This window comes from Pseudomonas sp. BNK-44-b, assembly GCF_047456245.1.
In the GTDB taxonomy this organism is placed as follows: Bacteria; Pseudomonadota; Gammaproteobacteria; order Pseudomonadales; family Pseudomonadaceae; genus Aquipseudomonas; species Aquipseudomonas machongensis.
In genome coordinates this window covers 625,714-642,062 of sequence record NZ_CP179908.1, presented here as the reverse complement: position 1 = coordinate 642,062, position 16,349 = coordinate 625,714, and the positions used below count along the sequence as shown (strand labels likewise).

Annotated in this window: 13 protein-coding genes; 12 read left to right on the top strand and 1 reads right to left on the bottom strand. The window is 63.0% G+C overall.

Annotation, left to right across the window (positions count from 1 at the left end):
- Nucleotides 1–123: 123 nt before the first annotated feature.
- The gene (arcD, locus tag ACMGGG_RS03170) at nucleotides 124–1,551 is read right to left on the bottom strand and encodes an arginine-ornithine antiporter (RefSeq protein WP_054895141.1); all 1,428 of its coding nucleotides are present in this window, start codon (nucleotides 1,549–1,551) and stop codon (nucleotides 124–126) included.
- Between the two features lie 434 nt (nucleotides 1,552–1,985).
- Between arcD (ACMGGG_RS03170) and arcD (ACMGGG_RS03165) the strand changes: the two genes are divergently transcribed.
- The 12 genes from arcD (ACMGGG_RS03165) to ACMGGG_RS03110 all read left to right on the top strand — a co-directional run bounded on the left by arcD (ACMGGG_RS03165) (nucleotide 1,986) and on the right by ACMGGG_RS03110 (nucleotide 16,299).
- Nucleotides 1,986–3,413, top strand: a complete 1,428-nt coding sequence (arcD, locus tag ACMGGG_RS03165) for an arginine-ornithine antiporter (RefSeq protein ID WP_054925695.1) — start codon at nucleotides 1,986–1,988, stop codon at nucleotides 3,411–3,413.
- A 30-nt stretch (nucleotides 3,414–3,443) separates the two neighbouring features.
- Complete coding sequence (gene arcA / locus ACMGGG_RS03160; RefSeq protein ID WP_414154850.1) at nucleotides 3,444–4,697, top strand: arginine deiminase; 1,254 nt, start codon at nucleotides 3,444–3,446, stop codon at nucleotides 4,695–4,697.
- A 68-nt stretch (nucleotides 4,698–4,765) separates the two neighbouring features.
- A complete protein-coding gene (locus ACMGGG_RS03155; protein ID WP_054895515.1) occupies nucleotides 4,766–5,776 on the top strand; it encodes an ornithine carbamoyltransferase in 1,011 nt (336 codons plus the stop codon).
- A 154-nt stretch (nucleotides 5,777–5,930) separates the two neighbouring features.
- Nucleotides 5,931–6,860: a carbamate kinase gene (gene arcC, locus ACMGGG_RS03150; RefSeq protein WP_054895514.1), complete on the top strand. Its 930-nt coding sequence runs from the start codon at nucleotides 5,931–5,933 to the stop codon at nucleotides 6,858–6,860.
- A 56-nt stretch (nucleotides 6,861–6,916) separates the two neighbouring features.
- Nucleotides 6,917–7,291, top strand: a complete 375-nt coding sequence (locus ACMGGG_RS03145; RefSeq protein WP_063543211.1) for a DUF5064 family protein — start codon at nucleotides 6,917–6,919, stop codon at nucleotides 7,289–7,291.
- A gap of 147 nt (nucleotides 7,292–7,438) precedes the next feature.
- Nucleotides 7,439–8,947, top strand: coding sequence for a sigma-54-dependent transcriptional regulator (locus ACMGGG_RS03140; protein WP_054895512.1), 1,509 nt, complete (start codon nucleotides 7,439–7,441; stop codon nucleotides 8,945–8,947).
- 288 nt (nucleotides 8,948–9,235) lie between these two features.
- Nucleotides 9,236–9,619 carry a glycine cleavage system protein GcvH gene (gcvH, locus tag ACMGGG_RS03135; RefSeq protein WP_414154849.1) on the top strand — a complete coding sequence of 128 codons (384 nt, stop codon included), beginning with the start codon at nucleotides 9,236–9,238 and terminating at the stop codon, nucleotides 9,617–9,619.
- Between the two features lie 11 nt (nucleotides 9,620–9,630).
- Nucleotides 9,631–12,486, top strand: coding sequence for an aminomethyl-transferring glycine dehydrogenase (gene gcvP / locus ACMGGG_RS03130; RefSeq protein ID WP_414154848.1), 2,856 nt, complete (start codon nucleotides 9,631–9,633; stop codon nucleotides 12,484–12,486).
- Nucleotides 12,487–12,636: 150 nt separating this feature from the next.
- Nucleotides 12,637–14,013 carry an L-serine ammonia-lyase gene (locus tag ACMGGG_RS03125; protein WP_414154847.1) on the top strand — a complete coding sequence of 459 codons (1,377 nt, stop codon included), beginning with the start codon at nucleotides 12,637–12,639 and terminating at the stop codon, nucleotides 14,011–14,013.
- Between the two features lie 26 nt (nucleotides 14,014–14,039).
- Nucleotides 14,040–15,161, top strand: a complete 1,122-nt coding sequence (gene gcvT, locus ACMGGG_RS03120) for a glycine cleavage system aminomethyltransferase GcvT (RefSeq protein WP_125930665.1) — start codon at nucleotides 14,040–14,042, stop codon at nucleotides 15,159–15,161.
- A 344-nt stretch (nucleotides 15,162–15,505) separates the two neighbouring features.
- Complete coding sequence (locus tag ACMGGG_RS03115) at nucleotides 15,506–15,718, top strand: cold-shock protein (RefSeq protein ID WP_414154846.1); 213 nt, start codon at nucleotides 15,506–15,508, stop codon at nucleotides 15,716–15,718.
- Nucleotides 15,719–15,810: 92 nt separating this feature from the next.
- The gene (locus tag ACMGGG_RS03110; protein ID WP_054895507.1) at nucleotides 15,811–16,299 is read left to right on the top strand and encodes an RDD family protein; all 489 of its coding nucleotides are present in this window, start codon (nucleotides 15,811–15,813) and stop codon (nucleotides 16,297–16,299) included.
- Nucleotides 16,300–16,349: the final 50 nt, after the last annotated feature.

The following is a 16,349-nucleotide window of genomic DNA, read 5'->3' as shown; positions in this document are numbered from 1 at the left end:
CCTCATCGCGGGACCAGCCCGCTCCCACAAAAGGGGGCTGACCCATCGAGTTTGTGAGCATGCGTGGGAGCGGTGCGCCGCTGCGACTTGTCCCGCGATGAGGCCGCAACAACCGCCACCGACTTACAAACTCAGCGCCCCCGAGTACAGCGCATAAGCCGCTACCCCTGCGCCCACCAGTACCGCCGCGAATATCAGCTTCTCCCAATGGCTGAACAATGCCTGCCCCTGCTCGTGCCTGGCCCGGGCGAACAGGATCACTCCCGGGGCATAGAGCAGGGCCGACAGCAACAGGTACTTGAGTCCCCCGGCATACAACAGCCACACCGCATACAACAGCGCCAGCAGCGCCACGGCCAGATCCTTGCGCCGCAGCCCCGCCTGCCCGGCATAGCTCTCGCCCCGCCAGGCCAGCAGCACGGCATAGGCCGCCGACCAGAAGTACGGCACCAGGATCATCGACGACGCCAGGTAGATCAGGCTGGTATAGGTGCCAGCCGAGAACAGGGTGATCAGCAGGAACCCCTGGATCATGCTGTTGGTCAGCCACAGTGCATTGGCCGGTACATGATTGGCATTTTCCCTGGCCAGAAAACGCGGCATGGTCTTGTCGCGAGCGGTTGCGAAGAGAATCTCGGCACACAGCAACGCCCATGACAGCAGCGCCCCAAGCAACGAAACCGCCAACCCGATACTGATCAGCATCGCCCCCCAGGGCCCGACGATATGTTCCAGCACCGACGCCAGCGACGGGTTCTGCAACCCCGCCAGTTCAGGCTGGGTCATCACCCCCAGCGACAGCACGTTGACCAGCACCAGTAGCGCCAGCACCCCGAGAAAGCCGATCACCGTGGCCTTGCCGACATCCGAACGGTGCAGCGCACGCCCGGAATAGACACTGGCGCCCTCGATGCCGATGAACACGAACACCGTCACCAGCATCATGTTGCGCACCTGCTCCAGGACGCTGCCGAACTTCGGGTTGCCCAGCCCCCAGATATCGCGGGTGAAGATATCCGCGCGGAAGGCGAAGGCCGCGATGACGATGAAGATCAGCAGCGGTACGACCTTGGCCACCGTGGTGACCTGGTTGATGAAGGTCGCTTCCTTGATGCCACGCAGCACCAGGAAATGCACCGCCCACAGCAACAGCGAAGCGCAGCCGATGGCTATCGGCGTATTGCCCTCACCGAATACGGGAAAGTAGAAACCAAGGGTGCTGAACAACAGCACGAAATAGCCGACGTTGCCCAGCCAGGCACTGATCCAGTAGCCCCAGGCCGACGAGAAGCCCATGTAGTCACCAAAGCCGGCCTTGGCGTAGGCGTAGACGCCCGAGTCCAGGTCGGGCTTGCGGTTGGCCAGGGTCTGGAACACGAAGGCCAGCGCCAGCATGCCGACCGCAGTGATGCTCCAGCCGATCAGTACTGCGCCAACATCGGCACGGGCGGCCATGTTCTGCGGCAATGAAAAGATCCCGCCGCCGATCATCGAACCGACCACCAGGGCGATCAGCGCCCCCAGGCGAAGCTTATGTCCCGGTTCGCCCATCTGCAGCTCCCTCACGCCTGTCGCCTGTCTGAAACATAACGGCCACTACATATAAATGTTACAGCTTGTTTATTAATCAACGCCATTAAAGCTATAGCACTCATAACGCATTTGTCTATATGCCGACGGCCGCCAATATTCACATTGTCGAGCAACTCGCAAATTCGCGACGCCCTGTCGAATGACACGTGAAAAATTTGCGAAACCGCTAGAAACGACTAGCTTTCAGATTTCGCAAGCCAAACAGAGCGTTTGCTCTAGAAGTACATGGAGGTGCCAGCGCACAAGGCTTGCAGCAAAGCCGTCGGCACTCTCCAGGAGACCCGAGCAAGAATTTTCTCACGCTGTTGCGCCATGAACTGATCCACATCAGCGAATGACTACAGCGCCGGATTTATTCTGTCGTCAACTTTCTCCTGGCACGGAGTTGTTAAATGTCTGATTCTCCCGGAAAACTTAAACTCGGCGCATTAGTTGCACTTGTCGTGGGCTCGATGATTGGTGGCGGGATCTTCTCCCTGCCGCAAAACATGGCCGCCAGCGCAGGTGTCGGTGCCGTGCTGATCGGCTGGGCCATCACCGCCGTCGGCATGCTCACCCTGGCCTTCGTGTTCCAGACCTTGGCCAACCGCAAACCCGACCTCGATGGTGGCGTGTACGCCTATGCCAAGGCCGGCTTTGGCGACTACATGGGCTTCTCGTCAGCCTGGGGCTACTGGATCAGTGCCTGGCTGGGCAACGTCGGCTACTTCGTCCTGCTGTTCAGCACCCTGGGGTACTTCTTCCCGGTCTTCGGTGAAGGCAATACCCCGGCGGCAGTGATCGGCGCATCGCTGCTGCTGTGGGGTGTGCACTTCCTGGTCCTGCGCGGCATCAAGGAGGCGGCGTTCATCAACCTGGTCACCACCGTGGCCAAAGTCGTGCCACTGGCGCTGTTCGCGCTGATCTGCCTGTTCGCCTTCAAGCTCGATGTGTTCACCGCCGACATCTGGGGCCTGGGCTCGCCCGACCTCGGCAGCGTGATGGATCAGGTGCGCAACATGATGCTGGTCACCGTGTGGGTGTTCATCGGCATCGAGGGCGCCAGCATCTTCTCCTCGCGGGCGGAAAAACGCTCCGACGTGGGCAAGGCCACGGTCATCGGTTTCATCACCGTGCTGCTGTTCCTGGTGCTGGTCAACGTGCTGTCGATGGGCGTGATGACCCAGCCGGAGCTGGCCAAGCTGCAGAACCCGTCGATGGCCGCGGTGCTGGAGCATGTGGTCGGTCACTGGGGCGCGGTGCTGATCAGCGTCGGCCTGATCATCTCGCTGCTGGGGGCACTGCTGTCATGGGTGCTGCTGTGCGCGGAGATCATGTTCGCCGCCGCCAAGGACCACACCATGCCCGAGTTCCTGCGCCGCGAGAACGCCAACCAGGTGCCGGCCAACGCCCTGTGGCTGACCAACGCCATGGTGCAGATCTTCCTGGTCATCACCCTGTTCTCCAACAGCACCTACCTGTCGCTGATCTACCTCGCCACCTCGATGATCCTGGTGCCCTACCTGTGGTCGGCGGCCTACGCGGTACTGCTGGCGGTGCGCAGCGAAACCTACGAACAGGCCCTCGCCGAACGCAAGAAGGACCTGATCATCGGCGGTATCGCCCTGTTGTACGCGATCTGGCTGCTGTATGCCGGAGGCGTGAAGTACCTGCTGCTGTCGGCCCTGCTCTACGCCCCTGGCGCGATCCTGTTCGCCAAGGCCAAGCGCGAGGTCGGCCAACCGATTTTCACCAACGTGGAAAAACTGATCTTCGCCGCTGTGATCGTCGGCGCCCTGGTGGCGGCCTACGGGCTGTACGACGGCTTCCTGACCCTTTGACCACGTCTTCGTATGATTGGAGGAATCATCATGTCCACGGAAAAACAGAAATACGGCGTGCACTCCGAAGCCGGCAAGCTACGCAAGGTGATGGTCTGCGCCCCGGGACTGGCGCACAAGCGACTGACCCCCAGCAACTGCGATGAACTGCTCTTCGACGACGTGATCTGGGTCGACCAGGCCAAGCGTGACCATTTCGACTTCGTCACCAAGATGCGCGAGCGCGGCGTCGATGTGCTGGAAATGCACAACCTGCTGACCGACATCGTGCAGAACAAGGAGGCCCTGGCGTGGATTCTCGATCGCAAGATCACCCCCAATACCGTCGGCGTTGGCCTGACCAATGAAGTGCGCGGCTGGCTCGAAGGCCTCGATCCGCGCCACCTGGCCGAGTTCCTGATCGGCGGCGTGGCCGGCCAGGACCTGCCGCAGAGCGAAGGCGCCGATGTGGTGAAGATGTACAACGACTACCTCGGCCACTCCAGCTTCATCCTGCCGCCCCTGCCCAACACCCAGTTCACCCGCGACACCACCTGCTGGATCTACGGCGGCGTCACGCTGAACCCGATGTACTGGCCGGCACGACGCCAGGAAACCTTGCTGACCACTGCCGTGTACAAGTTCCACAAGGAATTCACCGGCGCCGACTTCCAGGTCTGGTACGGCGACCCTGACAAGGAGCACGGCAGCGCCACCCTGGAAGGCGGCGACGTCATGCCGATCGGCAAGGGCATCGTGCTCATCGGCATGGGCGAGCGCACCTCGCGCCAGGCCATCGGCCAACTGGCGCAGAACCTGTTCGCCAAGGGCGCAGTGGAAAAGGTCATCGTCGCCGGCCTGCCCAAGTCGCGTGCCGCGATGCACCTGGACACCGTGTTCAGCTTCTGCGACCGCGACCTGGTCACGGTCTTCCCGGAAGTGGTGCGCGAGATCGTGCCGTTCATCATCCGCCCCGACGAAAGCAAGCCCTACGGCATGGATGTGCGCCGTGAAAACAAGTCGTTCATCGAGGTGGTCGGCGAGCAGCTCGGGGTGAAGCTGCGCGTGGTCGAGACCGGCGGCAACAGCTTCGCCGCCGAACGCGAACAATGGGATGACGGCAACAACGTGGTGGCCCTGGAGCCAGGCGTGGTCATCGGCTACGACCGCAACACCTACACCAACACATTGCTGCGCAAGGCCGGGATCGAGGTCATCACCATCAGCGCCGGTGAACTGGGCCGAGGCCGCGGCGGCGGCCACTGCATGACCTGCCCGATCGTGCGCGACCCTATCGACTACTAACGCCCTCAATCCGGCCCACGCTTACGAGGCGCGGGCCGGGCACTCACCGCATTCAAGGAGACACTGTCATGGCGTTCAACATCCACAACCGCAACCTGCTCAGCCTCGAGCACCACACCACCCGTGAGCTGCGCTACCTGCTGGACCTCTCCCGCGATCTCAAGCGCGCCAAGTACACCGGCACCGAGCAGCAGCACCTGAAGGGCAACAACATTGCGCTGATCTTCGAGAAGACCTCGACCCGCACCCGCTGCGCCTTCGAAGTCGCCGCCTACGACCAGGGCGCCAACGTCACCTACATCGACCCCAACTCCTCGCAGATCGGCCACAAGGAGAGCATGAAGGACACCGCCCGCGTGCTCGGGCGCATGTACGACGCCATCGAGTACCGCGGCTTCAAGCAGGAGATCGTCGAAGAACTGGCCAAGTTCGCCGGCGTGCCGGTGTTCAACGGCCTGACCGACGAATACCACCCAACCCAGATGATCGCCGACGTGCTGACCATGCGCGAACACAGCGACAAGCCGCTGCACGACATCAGCTACGCCTACCTGGGCGATGCGCGCAACAACATGGGCAACTCGCTGCTGCTGATCGGTGCCAAGCTCGGCATGGACGTGCGCATCGCCGCGCCCAAGGCGCTGTGGCCGCATGACGACCTGGTGCAGCGCTGCAAGCAGTACGCCGAGGAAAGCGGCGCGCGCATCACCCTGACCGAAGACCCGAAGGCGGCGGTCAAGGGCGTCGATTTCGTCCATACCGACGTCTGGGTGTCGATGGGAGAACCTGTGGATGCCTGGGGCGAGCGCATCGAGCAACTGCTGCCCTATCAGGTAAACAAGGAACTGATGAAAGCCACCGGTAACCCGCGCAGCAAGTTCATGCACTGCCTGCCGGCGTTCCACAACTCCGAGACCAAGGTCGGCAAGCAGATCGCCGAGAAATACCCGCACCTGGCCAACGGCATCGAAGTGACCGATGACGTGTTCGAGTCACCAGCGTGCATCGCCTTCGAGCAAGCGGAGAACCGCATGCACACGATCAAGGCGATCCTGGTATCGACCCTGGCTGATCTCTGACGGCAACCCCTGCAGGGGCGGGCTTTTGTGGGAGCGGGTTTACCCGCGAACACCGGCATAACCGGTGCCATGCACCGCGTCGCTGGCTTCGCGGGTAAACCCGCTCCCACAGGCCTTGCCCGACCCTTGAACATTTTCTGAAGGACATTTCCCCATGCGTATCGTTGTTGCACTGGGCGGCAACGCCCTCCTGCGCCGCGGCGAGCCAATGACTGCCGACAACCAGCGCACCAATATCCGCACTGCCACCGAGCAGATCGCCAAGATCCACCCCGGCAACGAACTGGTCATCGCCCACGGCAATGGCCCGCAGGTCGGCTTGCTGTCGCTCCAGGGCCAGGCCTACAAGCCCGACGAAGCCTACCCGCTGGACGTGCTCGGTGCCGAGACCGAAGGCATGATCGGGTACATGATCGAACAGGAGCTGGGCAACCTGCTCGACTTCGAGGTGCCCTTCGCCACCCTGCTGACGCAAGTCGAGGTCGACGCCAACGACCCGGCTTTCAAGGATCCGACCAAATTCATCGGCCCGGTCTACGCCAAGGACGAGGCCGAGCGCCTGGCCAAGGAGAAAGGCTGGGTGGTCAAGGCCGACGGCGACAAGTACCGCCGCGTGGTCGCCAGCCCCAAACCCAAGCGCATCTTCGAGATCCGCCCGATCAAGTGGCTGCTGGAAAAAAGCAGCATCGTCATCTGCGCCGGCGGCGGCGGCATCCCCACGATGTACGACGAAAACCGCAAGCTCAAAGGCATCGAGGCGGTGATCGACAAGGACCTGTGTTCGGCGCTGCTGGCCGAACAACTGGACGCCGACCTGCTGATCATCGCCACCGATGTCGATGCCGCCTACATCGATTTCGGCAAGCCGACGCAAAAAGCCATTGCCCAGGCGCATCCTGACGAGCTGGAAAAACTCGGCTTCGCAGCGGGCTCGATGGGGCCGAAGGTGCAGGCCGCCTGCGATTTCGCCCGCAACACGGGCAAGGTCGCGGTGATCAGCTCGCTGGAAAACATCGAAGAGATCGTCAAGGGCACTGCCGGTACGCGGGTGTCGACCGCCAAGCCAGGTATCAGCTACCGTTGAGTGCAGTTGGCCGGTGCACGGCGCCGGCCATTTTCAACCTTCCGGAGGACGCCATCATGGCCCAGTACCATCCTGGTCATGTTCATATCGAGCGCACGGCGCTGAACAAGAATGACCACAGCTACGACCTCAACATCGAGTACGAAGCCACCCAGGATCCCACGGAAGGCCGCGGTATCCAGTTTCGCATGCATGGCAGCATCGAAGGCAAGTCTGTCGACGAGAAGTTCTTCCTGGCCAAGGACCAGGTACTGCCGAGCTTCCTCATGCAGTTGAGCCGCAAGGCCCAGTCGTACCTGCCGGCGCCGAAGAAATTCGAAAACCTGGGCTCGCCGCACAAGCTCTACGACCATATGTTCGAGGACATCCGCCAGAAGCTGGATGTGAAGTCCGGGGATCCGATCAAGCCTGAACACCTGGGTAATACCTGATACTGCCATCGCCGGGCAGGCCCGCTCGCGCAGGCACGCTGGAATACCTGTGCAAGCGGCGGTTCGGCGCCCCGACTTGTCCCGTGATTGGGCCTTCCCCCTCGCCAATGGCATACTGGCGCCCTTTCCCCCACGCCCGTTGCCCCCATGCGCATCCACGTCAGCTTTATCGACCGCGTCGGCATCACCCAGGAAGTCCTGGCCCTGCTCGGTGCCCGCAACCTCAACCTCGATGCCGTGGAAATGGTGCCACCGAACGTCTACATCGACGCTCCCACGCTCAGCCCCGCCGTGCTCGAAGAGTTGCACGATGCGCTGTTCGAGGTGCGCGGCGTGCAGTCGGTGGAAGTGGTCGATATCCTCCCCGGCCAGCGCCGACACCTGCAACTCGACGCCCTGCTCGCGGCCATGAGCGACCCGGTGCTGGCGGTGGACAGCGCTGGCAAGGTGCTGCTGGCCAACCCGGCGCTGATCGCCCTGTGCGGACGCGAATCGGCCGGTCGCTCGGTGGGCGAGCTGTTTGGCGACAGCGGGCTGCTCCAGGCTCTGCTGGACAACAACTTCCACCTGCCAATGCGCGAGATGCAGCTCAATGGCCAGAGCCTGCTGCTGGATGCGACGCCGATCACCAATGCCGGCGGCCTGCTCACCCTGTATCCGCCCAATCGCATGGGCGAACGTCTCTCGGCGCTGCACCATGATCACGCCGAAGGCTTCGACGCCCTGCTCGGCGACTCCCCGGCGATCCGCACCCTCAAGGCCCGCGCCCTGCGCGTCGCCACACTCGATGCGCCCTTGCTGGTGCACGGCGAGACCGGCACCGGCAAGGAGCTGGTGGCCCGCGCCTGCCACACCATCAGCAGTCGTCACGCAGCACCTTTCCTCGCATTGAACTGCGCCGCGCTACCCGAAAGCCTCGCCGAGAGCGAACTGTTCGGCTATGCCCCGGGCGCCTTCACCGGCGCACAACGTGGCGGCAAGCCAGGGCTGATGGAGCTGGCCAACCAGGGCACGGTGTTTCTCGACGAGATCGGCGAGATGTCGCCCTACCTGCAGGCCAAGCTGCTGCGCTTTCTCAGCGACGGCAGCTTTCGCCGGGTCGGTGGCGACCGTGAGGTGAAGGTGGACGTGCGTATCATCAGCGCGACCCACCGCGATCTCGAACGCATGGTCGCCGAAGGCACCTTCCGCGAAGACCTGTTCTACCGTCTGAACGTGCTCAACCTGCAGGTCCCGCCGCTGCGCGAACGCGGCCAGGACATCCTGTCGCTGGCGCACTTCTTCATGCAGCAGGCATGCACGCAGATCCAGCGCCCTCCGTGCCGCCTGACCCCAGCCACCCATCCGGCACTGCTGGCCAACCCCTGGCCAGGCAACGTGCGCCAGTTGCAGAACGTGATCTTCCGCGCGGCGGCAATCTGCGAGAGCAACCTGGTAGATATCGGTGACCTGGATATCGCCGGTACCTCGGTAGCACGTGGCCAGGATGGCGAGGTGAGCAGCCTGGAGCAGGCCGTGGGCGACTTCGAGCGCGAACTGCTGCAGCGCCTGTATGCGAGCTACCCTTCGACTCGGCAGCTGGCGGGAAGGCTGCAGACATCGCATACCGCGATTGCGCAGCGGCTGCGCAAATACGGGATTCCAGCCAAGGTTTGAGTAACACAAGGTGCACCTGCACCCAAACGTATCGAAATCATTACATTGTAATGATTTCGATACAGGCAGGCTTGAGTGCAGTTATCCAAGGGTTTGATCCCTCGACGCTTTCGTTTACACCCTACGCTGTATCGATTTCATTACATAGTAGGATTGGTCCGTCTGTAAAAATCAGTTAAATAGCTGATTTATAAGAAATTTATTCTCATGGCCGCATTATTGCTTAGGGAAATCCACCCAAGAGCGCGGACCCACCGCGCCCAACGCCCTGCTTCCCGAGGATTTCCCATGAGCGAGTTGCGTTTCACCGAAGATCACGAATGGCTGCGCGTCGAAGCTGACGGCAGCGTCACCGTAGGTATCACCGCCTATGCCCAGAACGCCCTTGGCGATGTGGTCTTCGTGCAACTGCCGGACCTGCAGCAGTATGAAAAAGGCGCCGAAGCCTCCACCGTCGAGTCGGTCAAGGCTGCCAGCGGCGTGTACATGCCGCTGACCGGTGAAGTGGTCGCGGTCAACGAAGGTCTCAACGACAACCCCGAGCAGGTCAACGAAGACCCGCTGGGCGAAGGCTGGTTCTTCCGCTTCATTCCTGCAGACATGAGCGAGGTGACGGCCCTGCTCGACCAGGATGCCTACGACCGCCTGCTCAAAGCCAACGACGACGCCTGAGGACCACGACCATGACCATCAACCTCGGCACCGCCAACGAATTCATCGCCCGTCACATCGGCCCACGCAGCGCCGACGAACAGGCCATGCTGACCACCCTGGGCTTCGACTCTCTCGACGCCATGACAGCCGCCGTCATTCCCGACAGCATCAAGGGCACCAGCGTGCTCGGTAACGCCGACGGCCAGAGCGAGTCCGATGCCCTCGCCGCCCTCAAGGCGATCGCCGGCAAGAACCAGCTGTTCAAGAGCTTCATCGGCCAGGGCTACTACAACACCCACACGCCAGCGCCGATCCTGCGCAACCTCCTGGAAAACCCGGCGTGGTACACCGCCTACACCCCTTACCAGCCGGAAATCTCCCAGGGTCGCCTGGAAGCGCTGCTGAACTTCCAGACCCTGATCAGCGACCTCACCGGCCTGCCGATCGCCAACGCCTCGCTGCTCGACGAAGCCACCGCCGCCGCCGAGGCCATGACCTTCTGCAAACGCCTGTCGAAGAACAAGGGCAGCCATGCCTTCTTCGCCTCCGTGCATTGCCACCCGCAGACCCTCGACGTGCTGCGTACCCGTGCCGAGCCGCTGGGCATCGAGGTCGTGGTCGGTGACGAGCGTGAACTGGGCGATGTCAGCGCCTTCTTCGGCGCCCTGCTGCAATACCCGGCAAGCAACGGTGATGTGTTCGACTACCGCGAGCTGGTGCAGCGCCTGCACGGCGCCGGCGCCCTGGTGGCCGTGGCCGCCGACCTGCTGGCCCTGACCCTGCTGACCCCTCCGGGCGAATTCGACGCCGACGTGGCCATCGGCAGTGCCCAGCGCTTCGGCATACCGCTCGGCTTCGGCGGCCCGCACGCGGCCTACTTCGCCACCCGTGATGCGTTCAAGCGTGACATGCCGGGCCGCCTGGTCGGCGTTTCGATCGACCGCTTCGGCAAGACCGCACTGCGCCTGGCCATGCAAACCCGCGAGCAACACATCCGCCGCGAAAAGGCCACCAGCAACATCTGCACCGCACAGGTCCTGCTGGCCAACATCGCCAGCATGTACGCCGTCTACCATGGCCCGGCGGGCCTCAAGCGCATCGCTGAACGTACCCACGCCCTCACCGCGATCCTCGCTGTGGGTCTGGCCAAGCTCGGCGCCAAGGTCGTCACCGGTGAATTCTTCGACACCCTGACCCTGGCCACCGGTGCCGCCACCGCCAACCTGCACGAGCAAGCGCGCGCCAAGGGCTTGAACCTGCGCCAGGTCGACACCGCGCACCTGGGGCTGTCGCTGGACGAAACCAGCACCCAGGCAGATGTCGAGGCGCTCTGGGCATTGTTCGCCAATGGCCAGGCGCTGCCGGACTTCGCTACCCTCGCCGCCAACCACTGCCCGCGCCTGCCAGCTGCACTGGTGCGCCAATCGGCGATCCTCGAGCACCCGGTGTTCAACCGCTACCACAGCGAAACCGAACTGATGCGCTACCTGCGCCGCCTGGCCGACAAGGACCTGGCGCTGGATCGCAGCATGATCCCGCTGGGCTCGTGCACCATGAAGCTCAATGCTGCCAGCGAAATGATTCCGGTCACCTGGGCCGAGTTCGGCAACCTGCACCCCTTCGCCCCGGCCGAGCAGAGCCAGGGCTACCTGCAGATGACCACCGAGCTTGAAGCCATGCTCTGCGCCGCCACCGGCTACGATGCCGTGTCGCTGCAGCCCAACGCCGGTTCCCAGGGCGAATACGCGGGCCTGCTGGCGATCCGCGCCTACCACCGCAGCCGCGGCGAAAGCCACCGCGACATCTGCCTGATCCCGTCGTCGGCACACGGTACCAACCCGGCCACCGCACACATGGCCGGCATGCGCGTGGTGGTCACCGCCTGCGACGCCCGGGGCAACGTCGACATCGACGACCTGCGCGCCAAGGCCCTCGAACACCGCGAGCGCCTGGCCGCGATCATGATCACCTACCCCTCGACCCACGGCGTGTTCGAGGAAGCGATCGGCGAGATCTGCGCGATCATTCACGACAACGGCGGCCAGGTGTACATCGATGGCGCCAACATGAACGCCATGGTCGGCCTGTGTGCTCCGGGCAAGTTCGGTGGCGACGTGTCGCACCTCAACCTGCACAAGACCTTCTGCATCCCCCACGGCGGTGGCGGCCCGGGCGTCGGCCCGATCGGCGTCAAGTCGCACCTGGCGCCGTTCCTGCCCGGCCATGCCGCGCTGGAAAACACTGCCGGTGCGGTCTGCGCTGCACCGTTCGGCAGCGCCAGCATCCTGCCGATCACCTGGATGTACATTCGCATGATGGGTGGAGCAGGCCTCAAGCGTGCGTCGCAGATGGCGATCCTCAACGCCAACTACATCGCCCGTCGCCTGGAAGAGCACTATCCTGTGCTGTACACCGGTGGCAACGGCCTGGTCGCCCACGAATGCATCCTCGACCTGCGTCCGCTCAAGGACACCAGCGGCATCAGCGTCGATGACGTGGCCAAGCGTTTGATCGACTTCGGCTTCCATGCTCCGACCATGTCGTTCCCGGTGGCGGGCACGCTGATGATCGAACCGACCGAAAGCGAGTCCAAGGAAGAACTGGACCGTTTCTGCGATGCGATGATCCAGATCCGCGAAGAGATTCGCGCCGTGGAGAACGGCAGCCTGGACAAGGACGACAACCCGCTCAAGAACGCCCCGCACACCGCGGCGGAACTGGTCGGCGAATGGTCCCACGGCTACAGCCGCGAGCAGGCGGTTTATCCGCTGCCGAGCCTGGTCGAAAGCAAGTACTGGCCACCGGTTGGCCGGGTCGACAACGTGTACGGCGACCGCAATCTGGTCTGCGCCTGCCCGTCGATCGAGAGCTATCAGGACGTCTGATAGACCTCGGCCCGCCCTCTGATGGAGGTGTGTTCCTCTGTGGGAGCGGGCTTGCCCGCGAATGCGATGTTGGCCACGCCGACGCATTCGCGGGCAAGCCCGCTCCCACAGGGTTCAGCATCTGCCCAACCCACCTGGCAGGAGGTCATCATGTCTTTGAGCGTCTTCGACCTGTTCAAGATCGGCATCGGCCCCTCCAGTTCGCACACGGTCGGCCCGATGCGCGCCGCCGCGCGCTTCGCCGAGGGCCTGCGGCGCGATGGCCTGCTGGCCAGCACGGCCAGCGTCAAGGCCGAGCTCTACGGCTCGCTCGGTGCGACCGGCAAGGGTCACGGCAGCGACAAGGCTGTGCTCCTGGGGCTCGAGGGGGAACACCCCGACACCGTCGACACCGAATCCATCCCCGAACGCCTGCAGGCAATCCGCGCCAGCGGTCACCTGCACCTGCTTGGCGAACACCGGATCGACTTCGTCGAGAAACAGCACCTGGCGATGATCCGCAAGCCATTGGACTACCACCCCAATGGCATGATCTTCCGTGCCTTCGATGCTGCCGGGCTGCAGATCCGCAGCCGCGAGTACTACTCGGTGGGCGGCGGCTTCGTCGTCGACCAGGACGCAGCCGGCCAGGACCGCATCGTCGAAGACAACACCGCCCTGCCTTACCCCTTCACGACGGCCAGGCAACTGCTCGGCCATTGCGTCGAGCAGCACCTGTCGTTCAGCCAGGTGATGCTCGCCAACGAAGCCGCCTGGCGCCCCGAACAGGAAACCCGAGCCGGCCTGCTGCGCATCTGGCAGGTCATGCAGGATTGCGTCGAAGCGGGCTGTCGCCACGAGGGCATCCTGCCGGGCGGCCTCAAGGTCAAGCGCCGCGCCCCTGCCTTGCACCGCCAGCTCAGCCGAAACCCGGAAGCCAGCCTGCGCGATGCGCTGTCGGTACTCGATTGGGTCAACCTCTACGCCCTGGCGGTCAACGAGGAAAACGCCTATGGCGGACGCGTCGTCACCGCACCGACCAACGGCGCGGCGGGTATCGTCCCGGCGGTGCTGCACTACTACATGCGTTTCGTTCCCGGCGCCAGCGAAGACGGCGTGGTGCGTTTTCTGCTCACCGCGGCCGCCATCGGCATCCTCTACAAGGAGAACGCCTCGATTTCCGGCGCCGAGGTCGGCTGCCAGGGCGAAGTGGGGGTGGCGTGCTCGATGGCGGCGGGCGCCCTCTGCGAAGTCATGGGCGGCACCCCGCAACAGGTGGAGAACGCCGCCGAGATCGGCATGGAACACAACCTGGGCCTGACCTGCGACCCGATCGGTGGGCTGGTCCAGGTGCCCTGCATCGAGCGCAACGCCATGGGCTCGGTCAAGGCGATCAATGCGGTGCGCATGGCCCTGCGCGGCGACGGGCAGCACTTCGTCTCGCTCGACAAGGTCATCCGCACCATGCGCCAGACCGGCGCCGACATGAAAAGCAAGTACAAGGAGACCGCCCGCGGCGGTCTGGCCGTCAACATCATCGAATGTTGACCCGAACAAAAACCAAGGAGTTACCGATGTCCGATACGTTGCTCAAGACCCCGCTGCACGCCCTTCACCTGGAGCTGGGCGCGCGCATGGTGCCGTTCGCAGGCTTCGACATGCCCGTGCAGTATCCGTTGGGGGTGCTCAAGGAACACCTGCATACCCGCGAGCAGGCCGGTCTGTTCGATGTGTCGCACATGGGCCAGATCGTGCTGCGTGGCAGCGACGCGGCCAAGGCTTTGGAAAGCCTGGTGCCAGTAGACATCATCGACCTGCCGGTGGGCATGCAGCGCTACGCCATGTTCACCAATGAGCAAGGAGGCATCCTCGACGACCTGATGGTGGCCAACCTGGGCGACGATACACTGTTCCTGGTGGTCAATGCCGCCTGCAAGGATCAGGACCTGGCTCACCTGCAAAAGCACATCGGCCAGCGTTGCGAGATCCAGCCTTTGTTCGAGGAGCGCGCCCTGCTCGCCTTGCAGGGCCCGGCTGCGGTCAAGGTGCTGGAGCGCCTGGCGCCGGAAGTGGCCGGCATGACCTTCATGCAGTTCCGCCCGTTGCAGTTGCTGGGGGAGGACTGCTTCGTCAGCCGCTCGGGCTACACCGGCGAGGACGGCTACGAAATCTCGGTACCGGCCACTGCTGCCGAAGCCCTGGCTCGACGCCTGTTGGCCGAGCCTGAGGTGCAGCCGATCGGCCTGGGTGCCCGCGACTCGCTGCGCCTGGAAGCCGGCCTGTGCCTGTACGGCCACGACATGGACACCGAGACTACGCCGATCGAGGCCAGCCTGTTGTGGGCGATCTCCAAGGTTCGTCGCGCCGACGGAGCACGGGCCGGTGGTTTCCCGGGCGCCACCCGCGTATTTGCCCAACAGCAGCAGGGCGTGAGCCGCAAACGCGTGGGCCTGCTGCCACAGGAACGCACGCCGGTTCGCGAGGGCGCCGAGATTGTCGATGCGCACGGCACGCCGGTCGGCAAGGTGTGCAGCGGTGGTTTCGGCCCGACCCTCGGCGCACCCGTGGCAATGGGGTATGTCGATAACGAACATGCCGCACTGGAAACGCCGTTGTTTGCGGTCGTGCGCGGCAAACAAGTTGCCCTGAAAGTCAGCAAAATGCCTTTCGTGGCGCAACGTTACTACCGAGGTTGAAAGCAATCTCACAACAGCGCGCTTATTCGATTACGAACCTGCGCAATAACTTTTGAACATGGCGCCAGGCCAGGCGCCATGCCGTTTCCGACAATTTTGTCGGTAATCGGCAAAAGCCTTGATCCCTGCGCCGTGCGGGGCTTGTTTTTGTCGCTGGAGTTGGCGTAGAGTCTTCTCACTGTGTTTGCATGGGTCGCAACAGTTCGTGACCTGGGCCAGTAGCCGCAATTTGCTACAACCCGTTCGACGTCTCTTACTTTCCTGCAACCCAGCCCAGTACTCTTTCGCCGTGTGATGCGAAAGAAACTGAAATCACTATCTAAAGATTCATAGGAAATAAGAAAATGGCTGAGCGTCAGAACGGTACCGTCAAGTGGTTCAATGACGAGAAAGGTTACGGCTTCATCACCCCAGAGAGCGGTCCGGATCTGTTCGTTCACTTCCGCGCCATCGAAGGCAACGGCTTCAAGAGCCTGAAAGAAGGCCAGAAAGTCACCTTCGTTGCAGTGCAGGGCCAGAAAGGCATGCAGGCTGACGAAGTAAAAGCAGAAGGCTGATTTCTGTGAAAAAGCCCCTGCGTTGACGCGCAGGGGCTTTTTTGTGCCTGCAATTTCATAGAATGAGGACTTTCCACCCGGAGCCCTCCTGCATGTCCAAGCGTTCTCTCACCCCCCAGGGCGATTTCCCGCCCGCAGGCCTGGGGCGCCGTCTGGCGGCAATGTTCTATGACTTCCTCCTGTGCACCGCCCTGCTGATCGTCACGGCAGGTGTCTACAAGTTGGTGCAGATGTCGATCATCGGCGAGGCCCGCATGCGTGAGCTGACCGACGCCGGCGCGCTCGATGGCGATCCGCTGTTGTCCACCGTCCTGTTGTTTGCCCTGTTCGGCTTCTTCGCCAAGTTCTGGACCCACGGCGGCCAGACCCTGGGCATGCAGGTGTGGGGCGTGCGTGTACAGAATGCCGACGGCAGCGCGATCAGTTTGTGGCAGGCGCTGTTGCGCTTCGTGGTGTCTATTGCTTCGTGGTTGTGCCTGGGGCTGGGGTTCATCTGGTCGTTGATCGACAAGCGCAAGCGCAGCTGGCATGACATCTACTCGGAAACCCAGTTGGTGCGGATTCCGAAGCAGAAGAAATGACCCTGGGCTGCGATAAAGCCAACTTCGAGCCACAAAAAAGCCGACCCTGG